This is a genomic window from Salmonella sp. FC25216 (assembly GCF_057751355.1).
Genome location: NZ_JBDGON010000003.1, coordinates 108,513 through 130,508 on the forward strand (window position 1 = coordinate 108,513; position 21,996 = coordinate 130,508).

Sequence of the window (21,996 nt, forward strand, 5' to 3'; positions counted from 1 at the left end):
GTTATTCCCCCATCATGCCAATCAATCCCTCATTCGCCGAATAACCACAAGCGGCAAAGTCCGTCACCACAATCACCGTGGCAAAATCCTTATCCTGATGCTGTTGTGCACACCATTTGCGTAGCGGTTCACCATCTAACCGTTCAAACTCGTCTTTATGTTTATCCCACCAGCTCTGACGTACCCGCAGCACGCTCATCTCCCAGGCGTGTTCACCGCTGGCATAAGGGGTTACGACGCCATCCACGATTTTCGCCAGCCACAGCGTGACAGACTCTTCCGCCAGCCGCGTTGACATTTTCTCCGGTAGAGAATCGCTAATTTCAGCACAATAGCCCGGCGCAAAGTTAAGCAGCATCTGGCTGGCAAATGCCCGGTCGCAATAAAATTTGCCTTCCTGCAATTGCTCGGTTTTTGCAAATCCAACCGGCATGTCGACATCTTCGCCGTAAACTGACTCGATTAACAATCGGGCAGATTGCGGCATCCGAATGGCCCCCTGCTCACGTAATATGCGCTGCGTCAGCCACATGCGCCCATGATCGGGATAGACATAGGCACTGTTGCGCATGGCACTGGATAACCAGTTCTCCCGCGGCGCGTCATCCCACTCCGGAGCAAGAATGCGCAGCACTGGCGCCTCGCGCTCATCCTGCCCACTCTTTTTCACCAGACCGTTACGGTCACGAATATGGCGCTGTAGCCGGCCGGCCCGCTGAATTAATAAATCCACCGGCGCTAAATCAGAGATCATTTCATCGCAGTCAATATCCAGACTTTGTTCGATTACCTGCGTGGCGATAATGACCTTACCGGCACGTTGCGCCCCGCTCTGTTTGCCAAAGAGATTCAGCGTCTGGGTCTCAATCCGCTGACGATCGTGAAAAGCAAAGCGACTATGGAAGAGTAAGAGGTTTTCCGCAGCGACAACCTTACTCAGTTGAAGCTGGCGATAGATACGAATCGCATCATCAACGGAGTTACGTATCCAGGCGATACAGTTTCCTTTTTCCACTGCTTCGCCTATACGTTCAAGACACAACGCTTCGCTGTGTAGCCAGCCAATGTTTACGCTACGCTCAACCTCCTTACGTGTATCAACCCGCTGAGAAATCAGCTCTGTTTGTGTGACCTGAGTCAGCCAGGGATAATCGTCATGGCCCAGCAACGGCGCTTGCACATTACGCCTCACCCCACGGGAAAACGCCGTCACCAGCTTATCTCGCTGCTGCTGCGATAGCGTCGCGGATAACAGAATCGTGGCATTGCCATTACTGGCCTGCCGTTCAATCAAGCCTTCGAGTATTCGGGACATCCAGGCATCGCAGGCATGGATCTCATCCGCCAGTAAAATCTTATTGCTGAGTCCCAGTAACCGCAGGTTGTTATGTTTAAATGGCATTACCGCCATCATCGCCTGATCCAACGTGCCTACGCCAACCTCCGCCAACAACGCTTTTTTATTGCTGTCGGCAAACCAGGCGGCGCATCCCTGACTATAAGGCTGTACGTCATCGGCTTCTTCGGTACCAGAAAGAGTGACCGACCATATTGACTGATTGAAACGATCCATTAAGCGACGCGCGCTATGCGCCAGAATCAGGCTGGGACGAGAATCCGGCTGATACAACGCCAGCCAGCTATTCGCCATGCGTTCAAACATCGCGTTAGCCGTCGCCATTGTTGGCAGCCCAAAATAAAGTCCCTGCGCTTTACCTGCCGCCATCAGCCGATGAGCCAGTATGAGCGCCGCCTCTGTTTTTCCGGCCCCGGTGACATCTTCCAGAATAAAGAGTTGCGCGCCATCCACGTTGATATCCAGTTCAAGCGCTTTTTGTTGTAACGGTGTGGGATGCTGAATAAAAGGGAAAAGCGTCTCTATGCCCGTAAAGGTAGACACATTCGCCACTGGCGGAAATAGCGTAATAGCAGTTTGTGCTTTAACGAGCGCTTGCTGCCAGTAGGTATCAACAGGCATTTTTTCCGCGGTACGCGGAAAATAACGGCTGGCAGAACCTGTCCAGTCCGCCAGTACAACCGCAGCGGAAATAAACCAGGAAAGTTGCTGAAATTGGGCGATACCTTCATCTTCATCCCAGGCTTCAGGCAGAGTAATTAAAGGAAAGAGCGCTTTTATGCTGAGAAGGAAATCTCTCGCCGCGTCTTTATCCTGCTGGCGAAACTGATCCAGTTCCTGGATTGCCTCTGGAGGGCGTCCATGATGGCCTGTAGTGACTGGCATCCAAAGCGTCATAACGCGCTGACTTTTACGAACTGAAAGCGAGGAAGGAGGAAACAATTCAGGGCATTCACTTAGCCAGGAGTTCCACAACTCGTATCCCAGCGTGGTATGCGCGATTTTTTCATAATGCCGTGTAGGCTCATTAAAGGCATTTAAAGCCTCATGACGGTATAGTTGCTGGAAGGAGTGAGCAAATTTCCCAATATCATGCCAGCATAAAATCCAGGCAAAAAATTGCGCTGCCTGCTCCTTATCCTGAAGGCCTAATTTTTTTAGATAGTGGTCAATAAAATAAATATTATTTATCACCATCCAGTAACCCACAGCCGCAACATCTAAAGAATGCCAGCAAAGCAAATGATAATCATCGCCGCCGTCAGGCTCCCCCTGCCGGGACTTTCCCCAGTAATGATATATCGACACGTAAACTCCCGTATGATAATAATAAAATAATCTACGCCTTTTTAATGATCTTTTTTTTTGATACACCTCACGAAATTGCACTTCTTAATATTATATTTAAATATTCCCTCTCAACTTTATATTTTTTGCCAAAGCATTTATTTCACGAATAATTATTATAAAATTCCCCGCCATTTCTTCTGGAAAAGGCATTCGAAGAGACCTCTTTCAATGCCTCCGGCATAAGCCAAACTTTAAAAAAACGAACATCCTCAACGAATTATCTACCTTTTGTCTGAAATCTCTTCACTCCAAAGTAGCGCCAACAATAAATCTGCTATATTTACAGTGCTGTTCAGATTATCTCCTGCGATCAACTCTGGCTGTTTTAATAAAAGAATAGTGAACTGAACGGCATATTTTACCCCCGAAGTTGAATAATATAAATTTGAAGGAAAAATTATGCCAGTCACTCTAAATTTCGGTAACCATCAAAATTATACGCTTAATGAAACTCGGCTTGCTCATCTGCTAAGTGCAGATAAAGAAAAAGCAACCCATATGGGGAACTGGGATAAAGTCCGGGACCACTTTAGATCGGAAAAAAAGGACCATGCGCTGGAAGTATTATACGCCATTATTCACGGGCGGGGTCCTGGGGAACCTGGAGAAATGGAAGTCAACGTAGAGGATATGAGTAAAATTTACGCGTTTAAACGGTTACAACATTTAGCCTGTCCCGCTCACCAGGATCTGTTTAAGATTGAGATGGATGCCTCTCAGACACAACTTTTATTTATGGTCGGCGACACGGTGATCAGCCAAAGCAAGATTCAGGATATCCTCAATACCTCAGATAATGTAGTAGTAGAATCTATGAGTAGAGAGGAGAGACAGCTATTTTTACAAATATGCGAGGTGATTGGCGCGACGATTACCTGGCACCCAGAGTTACTTCAGGGATCGGTATCGACCCTACGAAAAGAAGTCACTGGCAATGCACAAATCAAAGAGGCGGTTTATGGGATGATGCGTCCCGCAGAAGCGCCCGACCACCAGCTTGTTGAATGGCAGGACTCACTTACTGAAAATGAAAAGTCGATGCTGACCTGTATTAATGCAGGTAACTTTGAGCCTACAACTCAGTTTTGCAAAATAGGTTATCAGGAAGTAGAAGGTGAAGTCGCTTTTAGCATGATGCATCCATGCATCTCCTATTTGCTACATACCTATACGCCGCTTGTAGATTTTAAAGGAACAAATGCAGGTTTTTTAAATGAACTTAATCAGGATTATAACGGCTATCATAAAAATAAAATGTTTATTGATGTAATTCTTGAAAGAATATATCTAGCGCATGAACATTCTTTGCATATTGGTAAAAATGAGTGCAGTCGCAATATATTACTGACATAATGATATTGAGTAAAATAACCGATTTAAAATCCGGCAGCCTGCCGGATTTTTCATAGTGGCAAGTATAATCATACCGCGTAAGGACAATTACCCTTCATGTAGCCCGCACTCACGTTTCAGTCCGAAGAAGCGCGTCTCTTCTTCCGCCATGCCCGGTTCCCACTTGCGGGTAGTATGCGTATCGCCCACCGACAGGTAGCCTTGTTCCCACAGCGGGTGGTATTTCAGACCCTGTTTTTGCAGATACTGATATACCGTGCGGTTATCCCAGTCGATAATCGGTAGCACTTTAAAAATGCCGCGTTGAATAGCGAGAACAGATAAATGCGCGCGGCTGCCGGACTGCTCGCGGCGCAGGCCCGCAAACCATGTCTGCGCGTTTAATTCTTGCAGCGCCCGGTTCATCGGCTCGACTTTGTTGATCTCATTGTATTTCTCAATACCTTCTACGCCCTGCTCCCACAGCTTGCCGTAGCGCGCCTCCTGCCAGGCCGGACTTTCGCCCGCGCGGTAAACTTTCAGGTTGAGTTTGAGTTTATCCGTTAACTCATCAATAAACTGATAGGTTTCCGGGAACAAATAGCCGGTATCGGTAAGAATCACCGGGATTTCCGGACGGATTTGGTTTATCAGATGGAGACTCACCGCCGCCTGTATGCCAAAGCTTGAAGAAAGCACATATTCGCCGGGCAGATTTTCCAGCGCCCACGCCACGCGTTCTTCGGCAGTCAGCGTCTCCAGTTCGGCGTTAGTTTCTGCCAGAGCCAGAATGCGATCTACTTTTGGCAGGTTATTCAAAGCGTTGAGATCGAGTTGGGACATAAGTTCCTCACTGTTTGCCTTGCCTGATGGCGCTGCGCTTATCAGGCCTACAAAACGACATGACGGTAGGCCGGATAAGGCATTTATGCCGCCATCCGGCAATGCGCGTTACTCCCAGAAATCACGCGCAGGATCGAGTACCGGACGAATGATGCCCGCACGCACCGTAAAGTCGCCGAAGCCTTCACCCGCTTCACGCGCTTTCGCCCAACGCCCAATCAGTTCATCCAGCGAGGCCAGAATATCCGGCTCGGTGATATTTTCTTTATACATCCGTGGGATACGACTCCCGATGCGGTTACCGCCAAGATGCAAATTATAACGGCCGGGCGCTTTCCCTACTAAGCCAATTTCCGCCAGCATCGCGCGGCCACAGCCGTTCGGGCAGCCGGTTACGCGCAGAACGATATGTTCATCTCCCACGCCGTGTTTGGCCATCATCGCTTCCACCTTATCGATAAACGACGGCAGGAAGCGTTCAGCTTCGGCCATCGCCAACGGGCAAGTCGGAAAAGAGACGCAGGCCATCGAGTTTTCACGCTGCGGCGTCACGGCGTTCATCAGACCGTGGCCACGCGCCAGCTTCTCTATCTTCGCTTTCTGGCTTTCCGGCACGCTGGCAACGATCAGGTTCTGGTTAGCGGTAATACGGAACTCGCCCTGATGAATTTTCGCGATCTCCAGCAGGCCGGTTTTCAGTGGACGACCCGGATAATCCAGAATACGGCCATTCTCGATAAACAGCGTCAGGTGCCATTTATCATCAATGCCTTTCACCCAACCAATCCTGTCGCCACGCCCGGTAAATTCATACGGACGAATGGGTTCAAATGTGATCCCCGCGCGCCGCTCGACTTCCGCTTTAAACGTCTCCAGTCCCACGCGCTCAAGGGTGTATTTGGTTTTGGCGTTTTTCCTGTCGGTACGGTTGCCCCAGTCGCGCTGCGTGGTCACCACAGCTTCCGCCACCGCCAGGGTGTGCTCCAGCGGCAGATAGCCAAATTCGCTCGCGGTATGGGCATACGTTTTCTTATTGCCATGCTCAATCGATAGTCCGCCGCCGACCAGCAGGTTAAAGCCGACCAGCTTGCCATTCTCGGCAATTGCCACAAAGTTCATGTCGTTGGCATGCAGATCGATATCGTTTTGCGGCGGGATCACCACCGTGGTCTTGAATTTACGCGGCAGATAGGTCTGACCGAGGATCGGCTCTTCGTCGGTGGTCGCCACTTTTTCCTGATCGAGCCAGATCTCCGCATAGGCGCGAGTACGCGGCAGCAGATGTTCAGAGATCTTCTTCGCCCATTCGTAGGCTTCGGCGTGCAACTGCGACTCGTAGGGATTGGAAGTGCACAGCACGTTACGATTCATGTCATTGGCGGTGGCCAGCGCGTCCAGCCCGACGGCGTGCAGCATCTGATGTACCGGCTTTACGTTCTTCTTCAGAATACCGTGAAACTGGAAGGTCTGGCGGTTGGTCAGACGGATACTGCCATAAATCGTGTTATCCGCCGCAAATTTGTCGATCGCTTGCCATTGCGCCGTAGTAATCACCCCGCCCGGCAGGCGGCAGCGCAGTAGCATGGCGTGGCGCGGTTCCAGTTTCTGTTCCGCACGCTCGGCGCGGATATCGCGGTCGTCCTGCTGATACATACCGTGAAAGCGGATCAGCAGAAAGTTGTCGCCTTTAAAACCGCCGGTGAGGCCGTCATTTAAATCTTCCGCAATGGTACCGCGCAAATAGTTGCTTTCCAGCTTCATGCGCTCGGCATCGGACAGTTTACCTTCGACCACCAGTGGGCCTGGATGTTTTTCGCTCATTAGTAGACATCTCGCTGATAACGGCGCTCTACGCGCAGCTCACTTAAATATTCGTCTGCCGATTCGAGGTCCATACCGCCGAATTCAGCTATCACTTCCAGCAAAGCCTGCTCAACGTCTTTCGCCATGCGATTGGCGTCGCCGCAGACATAAATATGCGCACCATCATTGATCCAGCTCCACAGCTCGGCGCCCTGCTCACGCAGCTTGTCTTGTACGTAAATTTTTTCTTTTTGATCGCGTGACCAGGCGAGATCGAGACGGCTTAACAGCCCCTCTTTCACGTAGCGCTGCCACTCCACCTGGTAGAGAAAATCTTCGGTAAAGTGCGGATTACCGAAGAACAGCCAGTTTTTGCCCGGCGCATCCTCCGCGGCACGCTGTTGCATAAAGGCGCGAAACGGCGCGATACCGGTGCCGGGGCCAATCATAATGACCGGCGTCTCCGGACTCGTCGGCAGACGGAAATTGTCGTTATGCTCGATGAACACGCGTACTTCGCCATCTTCTTCAATACGGTCGGCAAGGAAGCTGGAAGCACCGCCTGCTCGAGCACGTCCTTCGATATCGTAACGGACAACGCCGACGGTGAGATGGACTTCGTTCTCGACTTCCGCCTGTGACGATGCAATAGAGTACAGACGCGGCGTTAGCGGACGCAGCAGGCCAACTAACGCGTCGGCATCCAGTTGCGCCGGTGAGAAGCGCACCATATCAACAATGGGCGTGACGGCGGCGTAATGCTGTAACTGCGCTTTGTCGCCTACTAACGGCAACAGAGACTCACTGCGCGTCAGGGTCGCGTAGTTCTCGACAATATTGGCGGTATTCACCGTCAGTTCGAAATGCCACTGGAGCGCCTCCGCCAACGGCAGCAGTTTGCCATCAACGGTTACCGATTCGTCGCCTTTCAACCACAGCAGTTCCACGATCTCTTTAACCAGCACGGGATCGTTCTGATACCAGACGCCCAGTGCATCACCCGGCTGATAACGCAGACCGGAGTCGCCTAAATCAATCTCAATATGACGAACGTCTTTTTCCGAGTTGCGGCCAGTGATTTTCTGATTCAGCGAGAGCGAGGCGCACAGAGGCGCTTCTTTGGTATAGGGGCTGGTGTGGATTTCATTTACCGCGCCGCTGGCAACAGGCTGTGCAAACGTCGCCGTCGGCGTGCGGGATTTTAAGACATCAACCACCCGCGCGCGCCATTGTGCGGCGGCAGACTGATATTCCACATCGGCGTCCACGCGATCCAGCAGGCGTTCGCCACCGAGTTCCGCCAGCTTATTGTCAAAATCTTTACCGACCTGACAGAAAAATTCGTATGACGTATCACCCAGGCTAAAAACAGCGAAAGCGGTGTCGTTGAGCGTTGGCGCTTTTTTGGAGAACAGGAATTTATGCAGCGCGACGGCCTCTTCCGGCGGCTCGCCTTCTCCCTGAGTGGACGTCACCATCACCAGCAGTTTTTCACTGGCAATCTGTTTGAATTTGTAGTCGCCAGCGTTCACCAGAGTCACGTTAAGGTTGGCCGCCAGCAGATCATCACGCAGAGCTTCCGCCACACGACGCGCATTGCCGGTTTGCGAAGCGGAAATAAGCGTAATTCCCGGCATCTTCCCCTCAGGAGCAGGCGTTACGGCAACAGCGCCTGAGCGCGGGTTCAGTACACCCCAAAAATAGCCGGAGACCCAGGCAAGCTGTTCGGGAGTAAGGTCGGTTGTCGCGGCCTGGAGGCGCGCCAGTTGCTCCGGATTAAGCGGAAGCAACCCAGTCAGTGGAGCCGGTGTCGTCATGCGTCGTTATGTTCCAGTAAGCAAAGCGGATCTATACACAAAATCGCCTTAGCCCAGGCTGTAGGCTGAGCGCGCACCCCAGGAGCGTACATAAGTACGTGACTGGGGTGAGTAAACGCAGTCAACACAGATGCGGCTTGAAGGGTGAAGTGTATAAGCGATAAAACCCAAACTGAGGATAAGGGTAACGGTGAGAGTAATAACAATTAAAGAAGGGTTGGAAATAACAAATAACCAAATGAACTAACCTGTTTTAGTTATCGTTATTAACGCCAAAATCGATTTTATAATTTATTGATAATTATTAAATTTTCTGGACATTCTTAAATTAATTGCCCATCACAGGGCGGAGAATGGTTTTAGTTAATGATAAAAAATGCGCTTTCCGGTACCCTACGGCGGTTTTTTATTGCCTGAGAGTTCATCATGTCCACCACGTTGTATAAAGATTTCACCTTTGAAGCCGCTCACCGACTGCCTCACGTGCCTGAAGGGCATAAGTGCGGCCGCCTGCACGGACACTCGTTTACGGTGCGTCTCGAAATTACCGGTGAAGTCGATCCGCATACCGGTTGGATTATGGATTTCGCGGATCTCAAAGCGGCGTTTAAACCTACTTATGATCGTCTTGATCACTACTATCTGAATGATATTCCAGGGCTGTCCAATCCCACCAGTGAAGTGCTGGCAAAATGGATTTGGGATCAGGTTAAACCCGTCGTGCCGCTACTGAGCGCCGTGATGGTGAAAGAGACCTGTACAGCCGGCTGCGTCTATCGCGGCGAATAAGGTTTATTAACGCGTGGGCTGGATGCCGGATTGATTCCAGCCCATCCACCCGGCGCTTCATCAGAGAAAATATTGCCCAGCGCGCGGTATTAAAAGCGCAGCACATCACCGGTTGCAGGTGCGGTTATTTCCGGTAGCCACAGCCGACCCCAAGCCCCGGTACAGTGACAACCGCATAGTTTTTCCGTTTTTTGTTCTTGCAGAAAGCGTCTGACCCGCCACAGCGTGAGTGGTGATGCGCAGCGGAGATGAAATCCGCCGACAAGCGCGTAAATCCGTTTTATACCGGTAATGTTCTGACAGTGCCGAACAATATTTGCGATCCCCCGATGCCCGCATCCCGTAATGATGACTAATCCTTTTACCGATTGGTAAATCAGTACGCCCTCGTCCAAAATAGAGTCCGGCTCCGCATCGTGGCCGCCAACAATGCCGTAGGTTTCAGGCGCGACCACCGGTATTTCCCCTGACCAGATAAAGTTTTCGCCAATCGGCAGAGGGTCACGCGTGTACACCATTCGGTAGCGTGAATAGTCCACCTCACGCGACAATTTTTTTATTCTTCGGGTAATACCGAGAAAAGTCATTGCCGCATAGCGTTCGCGCGCAATATCTGGATGGCAGATGATTCGGCTGTTATCAGGAAGCCACGGCACGCCGCCGCAATGATCGTAGTGACCATGCGAAAGCACCACAGCAGACACATCGGATAGATCGATCCCCATTGCCAACACATTTTGCATAAAACTGCCATCAGGGCCGGTATCGAACAATATCGACGTAGATTCATCCTGGACCAACAGGCTTAATCCCGGTCTGGCCTTCAACGATTGATTCGCTCCCGCTCCCTTATGATTTTCGAGCAATACTCTGATCGTTAACGCCATGCCCCTCTCCTGTATAAAACCCAACCGGGAAGATGTTTTTTTTACTTTACAGGTTTGTATAAGCCATTACTGGTATACAGATTATGATTATGCAACGGCTATCCCCGCTGACGCGGGGAACACTCCAGGTCTTTTGGCGTTAAGCCCTGCTGTTCCGGTTTATCCCCGCGGGCGTGGGGAACACAGTAAATGTATCTCATTATTTATGAAGTGCTTTTTATAAGCACTACATTCTATCGACCTAATCACAACAAATTTAAATTATTAAAGAAAAGTTAATTTACTGATTTTGATGCAAAAAACTCATAGAATGTTTTTTTCTTTAAATTTACTAAAATAGCGTGATCCATGCATCGCTAAGGAAAAATTTATCAGTGCTTCTATACACTCATCAAAATTCACATAGAGAAAATAAAGAATGCAAGGTAATGGATGAGTCACAGACGGCAACGACAGGCCGTCCGTAAAATTGATAGCGCATCAGGCGATATTTAAATATTTATGCGTTTGCATAGACAGCCGCCAGTTACGCGCAATACAAGTTTCAATACACAGACGCGTCGCGTCTTCTTTCTGGCTAATGGGCTGCAAAGCAATCACACGCGGTTTATCATCGCTCAACGTGGCTAACAGTTCATCCAGCGCCTCAATATCACGAACTCGCCCAACGGGATGCTTGATTTCATTGGCGCGCTCCAGTGCCTGGGAAAGCACGTCATATCCCCCACGCATATTCACTTTTGGTGAAACCGTTACCCAGGTATTGGGCGTACAGCGCACTTCGTGCGTCCCGCTGGTCTCAATCTGACAACTAAAACCATTCTTTTCAAGCAGATCGGTGAGCGGCATGAGATCGTGAATACAGGGTTCGCCACCGGTGATGACAACGTGACGCGCGGTATAGCCCTGACGATTAATCACCGCCAGCAGATCTTCACTGCTCGCAGCACCCCATTTGTCGCTCTCTTTGGTTTTTGCAAGGATACTGTACAGGGAAACTTCCCGATCGCTAAGTTTATCCCAGGTGTGTTTGGTATCGCACCAGGCACAGCCAACCGGACATCCCTGTAAACGAATAAAAATAGCGGGGACGCCGGTAAAGTAACCCTCGCCTTGTAGGGTCTGGAACATCTCGTTAATCGGGTACTGCATAGCGTTCTCTGTTAAGGGGATAATCGTTAATTATTGCAGATTTCGTCTGCCCGGTCATGCGCAGCGGCTGCGCTATTGAACAGATACAAAAAAACCCGCCGAAGCGGGTTTATACGTTAAGAGGTAAAAGCAGGATTACGCCTGACCTTTGATCTCTTTACGACCGTTGTACGGTGCTTTTTCGCCCAGAGCTTCTTCGATACGAATCAGCTGGTTGTATTTAGCAACGCGGTCAGAACGGCTCATAGAACCGGTTTTGATCTGGCCTGCAGCGGTACCAACAGCCAGGTCAGCGATGGTAGCGTCTTCAGTTTCACCAGAACGGTGAGAGATGACAGCAGTGTAGCCAGCGTCTTTCGCCATCTTGATTGCAGCCAGAGTTTCGGTCAGAGAACCGATCTGGTTGAATTTGATCAGGATGGAGTTAGCGATGCCTTTCTCGATGCCTTCTTTCAGGATTTTGGTGTTGGTTACGAACAGGTCGTCACCAACCAGCTGGATTTTGTCGCCCAGTACTTTGGTCTGGTAGGCAAAACCGTCCCAGTCAGACTCGTCCAGACCATCTTCGATGGAAACGATCGGGTACTGTTTGGTCAGCTCTTCCAGGAAGTGGGTGAATTCTTCGGAGGTGAACGCTTTGTTGCCTTCGCCAGCCAGCACGTATTTACCGTCTTTGTAGAATTCAGATGCTGCGCAGTCCATCGCCAGGGTGATGTCTTTACCCAGCTCGTAACCAGCCGCTTTAACCGCTTCAGCGATAACAGCCAGTGCTTCAGCGTTGGAGCCCAGGTTCGGCGCGTAGCCGCCTTCGTCACCCACAGCGGTGTTCATGCCTTTGCCTTTCAGCACTTTTGCCAGATGATGGAAAACTTCAGAACCCATACGGATGGCTTCTTTAACCGTTTTCGCGCCAACCGGCTGGATCATGAATTCCTGGATGTCGACGTTGTTGTCAGCGTGCTCGCCGCCGTTGATGATGTTCATCATCGGAACCGGCATGGAGTATTTGCCCGGAGTGCCGTTCAGTTCAGCAATGTGCTCGTACAGCGGCATACCTTTAGCGGCAGCAGCAGCTTTGGCGTTAGCCAGAGAGACAGCCAGAATAGCGTTTGCACCGAAGTTAGATTTGTTTTCAGTACCGTCCAGGTCGATCATGATTTTGTCGATGCCAGCCTGGTCTTTAGCGTCTTTGCCAAGAATAGCCTGAGCGATCGGGCCGTTAACCGCGCCAACAGCTTTGGTTACGCCTTTACCCAGGAAACGGGATTTGTCGCCATCGCGCAGTTCCAGCGCTTCGCGGGAACCAGTAGAAGCACCTGACGGAGCCGCCGCCATACCTACGAAACCACCTTCCAGGTGTACTTCAGCTTCAACAGTCGGGTTACCACGGGAGTCGATGATTTCACGACCGATGACTTTAACGATTTTGGACATTAGGTTTTCCTCAAGTCACTAGTTAAACTAAAACTTCAGACAAACGGTGCACCGCTGAGGGTGCACCGCCGTTCTAACTTTTTTACTTCGCCTGACGTTTCTGATGCTCGTTGGCGGCTTTAACAAAGCCGGCGAACAACGGATGTCCATCACGCGGCGTGGAAGTAAATTCCGGATGGAACTGACAGGCCACGAACCACGGATGATTCGGTACCTCAATGATCTCGACTAACTGATCATCACCGGAACGGCCTGCGACACGCAGACCCGCTGCTTCAATTTGTTTCAACAACATATTGTTGACTTCGTAGCGATGGCGATGACGTTCAACAATCGTCGGCGCGCCATACAACTGACGTACCAGGCTGTCATCGCTAAGCTGGCACTGCTGCGCGCCCAGGCGCATAGTGCCGCCCAGATCGCTTTTCTCGCTACGGACTTCAACGTTGCCGTCTTCATCACGCCACTCGGTAATTAACGCCACAACCGGGTACTTACAGTCTGGCACAAATTCCGTTGAGTTGGCGTTGTCCATACCGGCCACGTTACGAGCGAACTCAATCAACGCAACCTGCATCCCCAGGCAAATGCCCAGATAAGGAATATTATTTTCACGCGCATAGCGCGCAGTGGCGATTTTACCTTCAACGCCACGATAGCCGAAACCGCCAGGGATCAGGATAGCGTCCAAATCTTTCAGAATTTCGACGCCGCGCGTTTCAACATCTTGCGAATCGATCAATTTGATGTTGACGGTAACACGGTTTTTCAGACCACCGTGCTTCAGCGCTTCGATCACCGACTTATAGGCATCCGGCAATTCAATGTACTTGCCTACCATGCCGATAGTCACTTCGCCTGCCGGGTTTGCTTCTTCGTAAATGACCTGTTCCCATTCAGACAGGTTTGCTTCCGGACAGTTCAAGCTGAATCGTTTACAAATATAATCATCAAGCCCCTGAGATTTCAACAGGCCTGGAATTTTATAAATGGAATCGACATCTTTCATTGAAATAACGGCTTTTTCCGGCACATTACAGAACAATGCAATTTTTGCACGCTCGTTGGCAGGAACCGCGCGATCGGAACGACAAATCAGAATATCGGGCTGAATACCGATAGACAGCAGCTCTTTCACGGAGTGCTGAGTCGGTTTAGTTTTCACTTCGCCCGCTGCCGCCAGGTAAGGCACCAGCGTCAGGTGCATAAACAGCGCGTGTTCACGACCGATATCCACCGCCAATTGACGAATCGCTTCAAGGAACGGCAGCGATTCGATATCGCCGACGGTACCGCCGATTTCCACCAGTACCACATCATGGCCTTCGCCGCCTTCCAGCACGCGCTCTTTAATCGCATTAGTGATGTGAGGGATCACCTGTACGGTTGCGCCCAGATAGTCGCCACGGCGTTCTTTACGCAGAACGTCGGAGTAGATACGGCCAGTCGTGAAGTTATTGCGGCGAGACATCTTGGTGCGGATGAAACGCTCGTAGTGCCCCAGGTCCAGGTCGGTTTCAGCGCCGTCTTCAGTAACGAACACTTCCCCGTGTTGGATTGGGCTCATAGTACCCGGATCGACGTTGATGTACGGATCCAGTTTCATGATGGTCACGTTGAGACCACGGGCTTCCAGAATGGCTGCGAGGGAGGCTGCGGCAATGCCTTTACCCAGAGAGGATACGACCCCGCCGGTCACAAAAATATAGTTCGTTGTCATGCGGAACCTGAGAAGTTAGGTTTAAAAGACGATGGAATAACCAGGACGGGAAAGCAGTATACCCGAACATGACCTACGCCACAAACTTTCATTATTCCTCCTCTTCGTCAGGCTGACATTCACATAGGGAGTGAGAAAATAGCCCCTTTGAGGTAAATGTTTTTGACGTAAATCAAGCGCTTGTTATTTAAAAAATCACACAAATCGCTCTTGACCGCCTAAAACCTTTAGAGATCAATTTCCTGGCGTTTTACCTCCTGCCAAACTTCTTCCATTGTTTCCAGGTCCACCCCGGTCATTTCCAGGCCTCTGGCTGCGACAATGCGTTCAACTTCTCGAAAACGACGTTCAAATTTATCGTTTGCTTTTTGCAATGCGAGCTCCGCTTTCGTACCTAAATGACGCGCCATGTTGACCGTGGCAAAGATCAAATCGCCCATTTCCTCTTCCAGTTTAGCCTGATCAACAACCGCCTGCCGCGCCTCAAACATGACTTCATCGATCTCTTCATAGACCTTATCGACGACCGGTCCCAACGTCGTCCAGTCAAAGCCCACGTTTGAACACCGTTTCTGTATTTTTTGTGCACGCATTAAGGCCGGTAAACTGCGTGGAATATCATCCAGCGCGGAATGCTGCGCTTTTTGCGCGCGTTCTTCCGTTTTGATTTGTTCCCAGCGAGCCAGGACTTCTTCACTATTATCCGCGGAAAGCTCGCCAAAAACATGGGGATGGCGGCGCTCCAGTTTGTCGCTGATGGCAGCGCAGATATCATTAAAATCGAAAAGGCCTTCTTCCTGCGCCATCTGTGCGTAAAACACCACCTGAAACAACAGGTCGCCCAGTTCGCCGCGCAAATCGTCAAAATCCTCACGCGCAATCGCATCCAGTACTTCATAAGTTTCTTCAAGCGTATAGGGCGCAATGCTGGCAAAGGTCTGCTCTTTATCCCACGGGCAGCCGCCTTCCGGGTCGCGCAGGCGCTGCATGATATTAAGCAGACGGTCAATTTGATTCATTAAAATATCCTGAAAACATAGGCCCGATGAGCAAAGCGCCATCGGGCGAAAAACGCCGGATGGCGTACACGTTATTAATTCCCGTGCAAACGACGGGCGTCAATGACATCCGGCACCTGGTTGAGCTTGCCGAGCACGCGGCCCAGCACTTGCAGGTTGTAGATCTCGATCGTCATATCGATGGTGGCGATCTGCTGTTTAATGTCGCTGCGGCTGGCGACGCCCAGCACGTTGACTTTTTCATTGGCCAGAATGGTGGTGATATCGCGCAGTAAGCCGCTGCGATCGTTGGCCGTTACGCGCACCACCAGCGAATATCCTGCCGAGTAGCTCTCGCCCCATACCGCCTCTACGATCCGCTCCGGCGCATGAGAGCGCAGCTCCGCCAGTTGTTCACAATCGGCCCGGTGCACGGAAATTCCCCGCCCCTGAGTGATAAATCCGACAATTTCATCCCCCGGAATCGGCTGGCAGCAGCGGGCGATGTGGTGCATCAAATTACCCACGCCTTCCACCACCACACGTCCGTCGTCTTTACGACGATTTTGCGGCGCGTACGTTTTTTGCTGAAGCTGCTTCAGCGCCGCAGCATCCTGCTCTTCCGCGCTCGGCTTATTGAACTGCGATTGCAGGAAATTCACCATCTGATTAAGACGGATATCGCCGCCGCCTATCGCCGCCAGCAACTCTTCCAGCTCATTAAAGTTGTAGCGCGGCAGCAGATGCTTTTCGGCCTCTCTCAGGCTAATCCCCAAATGCGCCAGCTCATCGTCGAGGATCTGCCGTCCAGCCAGAATATTTTTGTCACGATCCTGCTTGCGGAACCAGGCGTGAATTTTCGAACGCCCGCGGCTGGTCGTCACATAGCCCAGGTTTGGATTCAGCCAGTCGCGGCTGGGATTCGGCTGCTTCTGAGTGATAATTTCAACCTGATCGCCCATCTGCAACTGATAGGTGAATGGAACAATACGGCCGCCGATTTTAGCGCCGATGCAGCGGTGCCCGACATCGCTGTGGATGTGGTAAGCAAAATCGAGCGGCGTAGATCCGGCAGGCAAATCCACCACATCGCCTTTTGGCGTAAAGACGTAGACTCGATCGTCAAACACCTGGCTGCGCACTTCATCCAGCATTTCGCCGGAATCCGCCATCTCTTCCTGCCAGGCGATCAGCTTACGCAGCCACGCAATTCTGTCTTCATGGCCGGAACGCACGCCGCCGGACGCGGCGCCTTCTTTATACTTCCAGTGCGCCGCCACGCCCAGTTCGGCGTCTTCATGCATCTGTTTGGTACGGATCTGGATCTCAACGGTTTTACCGCCCGGCCCCAGTACCACGGTATGGATAGACTGGTAGCCGTTCGGCTTCGGGTTGGCGACATAGTCATCGAATTCATCCGGCAGGTGACGATAGTGAGTATGCACTATCCCCAGTGCGGCATAGCAGTCCTGGAGGCGCTCGGCGACGATACGCACAGCGCGGACGTCAAAGAGTTCATCAAACGCCAGATGCTTTTTCTGCATTTTGCGCCAGATACTGTAAATATGTTTTGGTCGTCCGTAGACTTCCGCCATAACGCCTTCGTTTTTCATTTCGGCGCGCAGATGCCCGACAAACTCTTCAATGTAATGCTCACGATCGATCCGCCGTTCATGCAACAGTTTAGCGATGCGTTTGTATTCTGCCGGATGCAGGTAGCGGAAACAGTAGTCTTCCAGCTCCCACTTCAGTTGCCCAATCCCCAAACGATTAGCGAGCGGCGCATAGATGTTGGTACATTCTTTAGCCGCCAGCACGCGCTCATCTTCCGGCGCATCTTTCACTTCGCGCAAATGAGCGATTCGCTCGGCCAGTTTGATCACCACGCAGCGGAAATCATCCACCATCGCCAACAGCATTCGACGGACGTTATCGACCTGCTCCGAAGAAACAGAGTCGTTATGAGTAGCGTTTAACTGGCGGATCGCCGCCATATCGCGCACGCCATGAATCAGGGTAACGATAGATTTGCCGACGCTTTCGCGCAGCACATCTTCGCTGACCACGTTGGCGTCGGCCAGAGGGAACAGTAGCGCCGCCCGCAGCGTGTCGATATCCATACTCAGCGTGGAAAGAATTTCTACCATCTCCACGCCACGCCACAGCAACAGATCCGCATCCGGATGTCCTTGTGTCTGTTGCAGGCAATACGCCCAGGTTTCGGCTAAGCGCTCACACGACTGCTGGCTGGAAATTCCCAGGCTTGCGATCCACTTCTTCGGATCAAATTCACCAGCTTTATTAATATGTGCACTTCTTACCGCGACCATCGTCCTCTCCTTAAGGGACCAGGCCTACCGAAGTCGGTAAGCCGGTAATCATTACATGTGCTCGAACAGAACCATTGATTCCAGATGTCCTGTGTGCGGGAACATGTCGAGCATCGCTAAACGCGTAACCTCATATCCCGCATTGACTAGCGCTTCACTATCGCGCGCCAGCGTCGCCGGATTACAGGATACATAAACAATGCGAATAGGTTTTAATTTTATAATATGTCGCATCACTCCTGTAGCCCCCGCACGCGCAGGATCGAGTAAGACTTTGTCAAAGCCGTTTTTCGCCCACGGCTGCTTCGTGACATCTTCCTCCAGGTTCTCATGGAAGAATGTCACATTATGTAACCCATTGCGGATGGCGTTTTCACGGCCTTTTTCTACCAGCGCCGGAACGCCCTCAACCCCTACCACGCTTGCTGCGCGCGTTGCCAGCGGCAGCGTAAAATTCCCCATTCCGCAGAACAGATCCAGGACACGATCCTCGGCGCGCACATCAAGCCACTCCAGCGCGCGGGCGACCATTTGCTGGTTTACCGCTTCATTAACCTGAATAAAGTCTCGCGGGCTGAAGGCTAAACGTAAGCCGTGCGAGTCATACCAGGGCGCTTCGCCGGAGACCGTTTCCAGTATCTCGCTAAACGGCGCCAGAAACAGAGACAATCCCTCAGAATGCGAAAAGCGTTCCAGTTTTTCTTTATCCGCCGCACTCAATGGCGCGGTATGGCGCAGAATCATCAGCGTACCGCTTCCCGCCTGTACCAGCTCGACATGCCCAAGGTGTCGGGTGCCGTGTAAACTCGCCAGACACGCTCTGATTCGGGGCAGCAATGCTTCAAGCTGGGGCACCAAAACAGGGCACTGTTCGACATTGACGATATCGCTGGAACCCGCTTTGCGAAATCCCATTTGCAGCGGTTTATCCGGCGGGCAATTCAGACTTAACCGCGCACGACGCCGATAGCCCCAGGGCGCGCCGGCAATGATGTCATTCACCTCGTGTTTCATCAAACGCGCCAGCGCCGCGCTTTTGCTGCGTTGTTGCAAGGCGATGCCGACATGTTGTTGCTGACAACCGCCGCAGACGCCAAAATGCGGACAGCGCGGCGCCTCTCGCTCCGGGCTATCATTCAAACGGCGCGAAACGCGTGCGCGGGCAAATTGCTTTTTATCTTCTGTGATAATGACTTCTGCGCTTTCCTCAGGCAATAAACCGGGGATAAACAGCGCCTTTCCGTTATGACGGGCTACGCCCTGACCAAATGGATCGAGGTCATTGACTTTAACGGTTATGATCTGACGCGTCGTCACGCGCCGTTTTGCAGAGTAGAATTGCGCCATCGACCAGCTTTTTCTCAATTTAACAGTGTGACCCTAATTGTCCCATAACGGAACTCCATGACCAACTACAGCCTGCGCGCACGCATGATGATTCTGATCCTGGCCCCGACCGTCCTGATAGGTTTGCTGCTCAGTATCTTTTTTGTGGTGCACCGCTATAACGACCTGCAGCGTCAACTGGAAGATGCCGGCGCCAGTATTATTGAACCGCTCGCCGTCTCCAGCGAATATGGTATGAACTTACAAAACCGGGAGTCTATCGGCCAACTTATCAGCGTTCTGCACCGCAGACATTCTGATATTGTGCGGGCGATTTCCGTTTATGACGATCATAACCGTCTGTTTGTAACATCTAATTTCCATCTGGACCCCTCACAGATGCAGCTTCCCGCCGGAGCGCCGTTTCCACGTCGTCTGAGCGTCGATCGCCACGGCGATATCATGATCCTGCGCACACCGATTATCTCGGAGAGCTATTCGCCGGACGAGTCCATTATTGCCGACGCGAAAAATACCAAAAATATGCTGGGGTATGTGGCGCTTGAACTGGATCTCAAGTCGGTAAGGCTACAGCAATACAAAGAGATTTTTATCTCCAGCGTGATGATGCTTTTTTGTATTGGTATTGCGCTGATCTTTGGCTGGCGGCTTATGCGCGATGTCACCGGGCCTATCCGTAATATGGTGAATACCGTTGACCGTATTCGGCGCGGACAACTGGATAGCCGTGTGGAAGGGTTTATGCTGGGCGAACTGGATATGCTGAAAAACGGCATTAATTCCATGGCGATGTCGCTTGCCGCCTATCACGAAGAGATGCAGCATAATATCGATCAGGCCACCTCGGACCTGCGTGAAACCCTTGAGCAGATGGAAATCCAAAACGTTGAGCTGGATCTGGCGAAAAAGCGCGCCCAGGAGGCGGCGCGTATTAAGTCGGAGTTCCTGGCGAACATGTCGCACGAACTGCGAACGCCGCTGAACGGCGTCATTGGCTTTACCCGCCTGACATTAAAAACAGAGTTGAATCCCACCCAGCGCGACCATCTGAACACCATTGAGCGTTCCGCGAATAATCTGCTGGCGATCATTAATGACGTGCTCGACTTCTCCAAGCTGGAAGCCGGTAAGCTCATTCTGGAAAGTATCCCTTTTCCACTGCGTAATACGCTGGATGAAGTGGTTACGCTGCTGGCCCACTCGTCGCATGATAAAGGGCTGGAGTTGACGTTAAATATTAAAAACGACGTCCCGGATAATGTGATTGGCGACCCGCTGCGCCTGCAACAGGTCATTACTAACCTGGTGGGTAATGCTATTAAGTTCACCGAGAGTGGCAATATCGATATTCTGGTAGAAAAGCGGGCGCTCAGTAACACCAAAGTACAGATTGAAGTGCAGATCCGTGATACGGGGATCGGCATTCCGGAACGCGACCAGTCGCGACTGTTTCAGGCGTTTCGCCAGGCCGATGCCAGTATTTCTCGTCGTCACGGCGGCACCGGGCTTGGGCTGGTGATTACGCAAAAGCTGGTCAACGAAATGGGCGGGGATATCTCTTTCCACAGCCAGCCTAATCGCGGTTCGACCTTTTGGTTTCACATTAATCTTGATCTTAACCCAAATGTCATTATTGACGGGCCGTCGACCGCGTGTCTGGCCGGAAAACGACTGGCTTATGTCGAACCGAATGCTACCGCCGCGCAATGTACCCTGGATCTGCTGAGCGACACGCCAGTGGAAGTGGTTTACAGTCCAACCTTCTCCGCGCTGCCGTTAACGCACTACGATATTATGATTTTGAGCGTTCCGGTGACCTTCCGCGAGCCGCTCACCATGCAGCATGAACGGCTGGCGAAAGCGGCGTCTATGACGGACTTCCTGCTGCTGGCGCTGCCTTGCCATGCGCAAATTAACGCAGAAAAGCTGAAACAAGGAGGCGCGGCGGCCTGTCTGTTAAAACCGTTGACGTCAACGCGCCTGTTGCCAGCGCTGACGGAATATTGCCAGTTGAATCACCATGCTGAACCGCTACTGATGGATGCCAGTAAAATCGCCATGACGGTCATGGCAGTTGATGATAATCCTGCCAATCTGAAGCTTATCGGCGCGTTACTGGAAGATAAAGTCCAACACGTAGAGCTTTGTGATAGCGGGCATCAGGCGGTAGATCGGGCGAAACAAATGCAGTTTGATCTGATTTTGATGGATATTCAGATGCCGGATATGGACGGCATACGCGCCTGTGAGTTGATTCACCAGCTTCCTCATCAGCAGCAAACACCGGTTATTGCCGTTACGGCACATGCGATGGCGGGGCAAAAAGAGAAGTTACTCAGCGCGGGCATGAACGACTATCTGGCTAAACCGATAGAAGAAGAGAAGTTACATAATCTGTTGCTGCGCTATAAACCCGGCGCCAACGTAGCGGCGCGTCTGATGGCGCCGGAACCGGCTGAATTTATCTTCAATCCGAATGCGACGCTCGACTGGCAGCTTGCGCTCCGCCAGGCTGCCGGTAAGCCCGATCTGGCGCGGGATATGCTGCAAATGCTGATTGATTTCCTGCCGGAAGTGCGCAACAAAATTGAAGAACAACTGGTGGGAGAAAATCCCAACGGTCTGGTCGATCTGGTCCATAAGCTACACGGGAGCTGCGGCTATAGCGGCGTACCGCGGATGAAGAACCTTTGCCAGCTTATTGAGCAACAGCTTCGCAGCGGCGTCCACGAAGAGGAGCTGGAGCCTGAGTTTCTGGAGCTGCTGGATGAGATGGATAATGTCGCGCGTGAAGCGAAGAAGATATTGGGATAAGCGTAGCGCTATCAGGCGGTAAT

Annotated in this window: 14 protein-coding genes; 3 read left to right on the plus strand and 11 right to left on the minus strand. The window is 51.5% G+C overall.

Features of this window, described 5'->3' with window-relative positions; translation table 11 throughout:
- Position 1 precedes the first annotated feature (1 nt).
- Positions 2-2,665, minus strand: a complete 2,664-nt coding sequence (gene cas3, locus AC3G3F_RS06805; protein WP_409528907.1) for a CRISPR-associated helicase Cas3' — start codon at positions 2,663-2,665, stop codon at positions 2-4.
- Between the two features lie 441 nt (positions 2,666-3,106).
- Between cas3 and sopD the strand changes: the two genes are divergently transcribed.
- A complete protein-coding gene (gene sopD / locus AC3G3F_RS06810) occupies positions 3,107-4,060 on the plus strand; it encodes an SPI-1 type III secretion system effector SopD (RefSeq protein WP_023249291.1) in 954 nt (317 codons plus the stop codon).
- 87 nt (positions 4,061-4,147) lie between these two features.
- Here sopD and cysH read toward each other — a convergent pair whose 3' ends face one another.
- From cysH to cysJ, 3 genes are all read right to left on the minus strand, one after another.
- Positions 4,148-4,882, minus strand: coding sequence for a phosphoadenosine phosphosulfate reductase (gene cysH, locus AC3G3F_RS06815; RefSeq protein WP_023249290.1), 735 nt, complete (start codon positions 4,880-4,882; stop codon positions 4,148-4,150).
- Between the two features lie 108 nt (positions 4,883-4,990).
- Complete coding sequence (cysI, locus tag AC3G3F_RS06820; protein WP_079813661.1) at positions 4,991-6,703, minus strand: assimilatory sulfite reductase (NADPH) hemoprotein subunit; 1,713 nt, start codon at positions 6,701-6,703, stop codon at positions 4,991-4,993.
- Positions 6,703-8,502 (minus strand): NADPH-dependent assimilatory sulfite reductase flavoprotein subunit, encoded by a 1,800-nt coding sequence (gene cysJ, locus AC3G3F_RS06825; protein ID WP_023249288.1) that lies wholly within the window; start codon positions 8,500-8,502, stop codon positions 6,703-6,705. The genes cysI and cysJ overlap by 1 nt, the downstream gene beginning before the upstream one ends.
- Before the next feature lie 426 nt (positions 8,503-8,928).
- Here cysJ and queD point away from each other — a divergent pair, with 426 nt between their 5' ends.
- A complete protein-coding gene (gene queD, locus AC3G3F_RS06830; protein ID WP_121768175.1) occupies positions 8,929-9,291 on the plus strand; it encodes a 6-carboxytetrahydropterin synthase QueD in 363 nt (120 codons plus the stop codon).
- Between the two features lie 89 nt (positions 9,292-9,380).
- On the opposite strand, the gene AC3G3F_RS06835 is transcribed toward queD, so the two are convergent.
- The 7 genes from AC3G3F_RS06835 to rlmD form a co-directional block, all read right to left on the minus strand.
- Positions 9,381-10,178, minus strand: coding sequence for an MBL fold metallo-hydrolase (locus AC3G3F_RS06835; protein WP_023249287.1), 798 nt, complete (start codon positions 10,176-10,178; stop codon positions 9,381-9,383).
- Positions 10,179-10,658: 480 nt separating this feature from the next.
- A complete protein-coding gene (gene queE / locus AC3G3F_RS06840; protein ID WP_023249286.1) occupies positions 10,659-11,330 on the minus strand; it encodes a 7-carboxy-7-deazaguanine synthase QueE in 672 nt (223 codons plus the stop codon).
- A gap of 135 nt (positions 11,331-11,465) precedes the next feature.
- Positions 11,466-12,764, minus strand: a complete 1,299-nt coding sequence (gene eno / locus AC3G3F_RS06845; protein ID WP_000036734.1) for a phosphopyruvate hydratase — start codon at positions 12,762-12,764, stop codon at positions 11,466-11,468.
- Positions 12,765-12,846: 82 nt separating this feature from the next.
- Complete coding sequence (gene pyrG, locus AC3G3F_RS06850; protein ID WP_000210861.1) at positions 12,847-14,484, minus strand: glutamine hydrolyzing CTP synthase; 1,638 nt, start codon at positions 14,482-14,484, stop codon at positions 12,847-12,849.
- 227 nt (positions 14,485-14,711) lie between these two features.
- Positions 14,712-15,503, minus strand: a complete 792-nt coding sequence (mazG, locus tag AC3G3F_RS06855) for a nucleoside triphosphate pyrophosphohydrolase (protein WP_079796111.1) — start codon at positions 15,501-15,503, stop codon at positions 14,712-14,714.
- A gap of 74 nt (positions 15,504-15,577) precedes the next feature.
- Positions 15,578-17,812, minus strand: coding sequence for a GTP diphosphokinase (gene relA / locus AC3G3F_RS06860; protein ID WP_488394704.1), 2,235 nt, complete (start codon positions 17,810-17,812; stop codon positions 15,578-15,580).
- A gap of 51 nt (positions 17,813-17,863) precedes the next feature.
- Positions 17,864-19,159 (minus strand): 23S rRNA (uracil(1939)-C(5))-methyltransferase RlmD, encoded by a 1,296-nt coding sequence (gene rlmD, locus AC3G3F_RS06865; RefSeq protein ID WP_053509156.1) that lies wholly within the window; start codon positions 19,157-19,159, stop codon positions 17,864-17,866.
- A 57-nt stretch (positions 19,160-19,216) separates the two neighbouring features.
- Between rlmD and barA the strand changes: the two genes are divergently transcribed.
- The gene (barA, locus tag AC3G3F_RS06870) at positions 19,217-21,973 is read left to right on the plus strand and encodes a two-component sensor histidine kinase BarA (protein ID WP_023249282.1); all 2,757 of its coding nucleotides are present in this window, start codon (positions 19,217-19,219) and stop codon (positions 21,971-21,973) included.
- Positions 21,974-21,996 lie beyond the last annotated feature (23 nt).

Excerpts from the sequence above, each read along its gene's own strand:
- sopD (WP_023249291.1), top strand. The coding sequence starts at position 3,107 with ATGCCAGTCACTCTAAATTTCGGTAACCATCAAAATTATACGCTTAAT.
- cysH (WP_023249290.1), bottom strand. The coding sequence starts at position 4,882 with ATGTCCCAACTCGATCTCAACGCTTTGAATAACCTGCCAAAAGTAGAT.
- cysI (WP_079813661.1), bottom strand. The coding sequence starts at position 6,703 with ATGAGCGAAAAACATCCAGGCCCACTGGTGGTCGAAGGTAAACTGTCC.
- cysJ (WP_023249288.1), bottom strand. The coding sequence starts at position 8,502 with ATGACGACACCGGCTCCACTGACTGGGTTGCTTCCGCTTAATCCGGAG.
- queD (WP_121768175.1), top strand. The coding sequence starts at position 8,929 with ATGTCCACCACGTTGTATAAAGATTTCACCTTTGAAGCCGCTCACCGA.
- AC3G3F_RS06835 (WP_023249287.1), bottom strand. The coding sequence starts at position 10,178 with ATGGCGTTAACGATCAGAGTATTGCTCGAAAATCATAAGGGAGCGGGA.
- queE (WP_023249286.1), bottom strand. The coding sequence starts at position 11,330 with ATGCAGTACCCGATTAACGAGATGTTCCAGACCCTACAAGGCGAGGGT.
- eno (WP_000036734.1), bottom strand. The coding sequence starts at position 12,764 with ATGTCCAAAATCGTTAAAGTCATCGGTCGTGAAATCATCGACTCCCGT.
- pyrG (WP_000210861.1), bottom strand. The coding sequence starts at position 14,484 with ATGACAACGAACTATATTTTTGTGACCGGCGGGGTCGTATCCTCTCTG.
- mazG (WP_079796111.1), bottom strand. The coding sequence starts at position 15,503 with ATGAATCAAATTGACCGTCTGCTTAATATCATGCAGCGCCTGCGCGAC.
- relA (WP_488394704.1), bottom strand. The coding sequence starts at position 17,812 with ATGGTCGCGGTAAGAAGTGCACATATTAATAAAGCTGGTGAATTTGAT.
- rlmD (WP_053509156.1), bottom strand. The coding sequence starts at position 19,159 with ATGGCGCAATTCTACTCTGCAAAACGGCGCGTGACGACGCGTCAGATC.
- barA (WP_023249282.1), top strand. The coding sequence starts at position 19,217 with ATGACCAACTACAGCCTGCGCGCACGCATGATGATTCTGATCCTGGCC.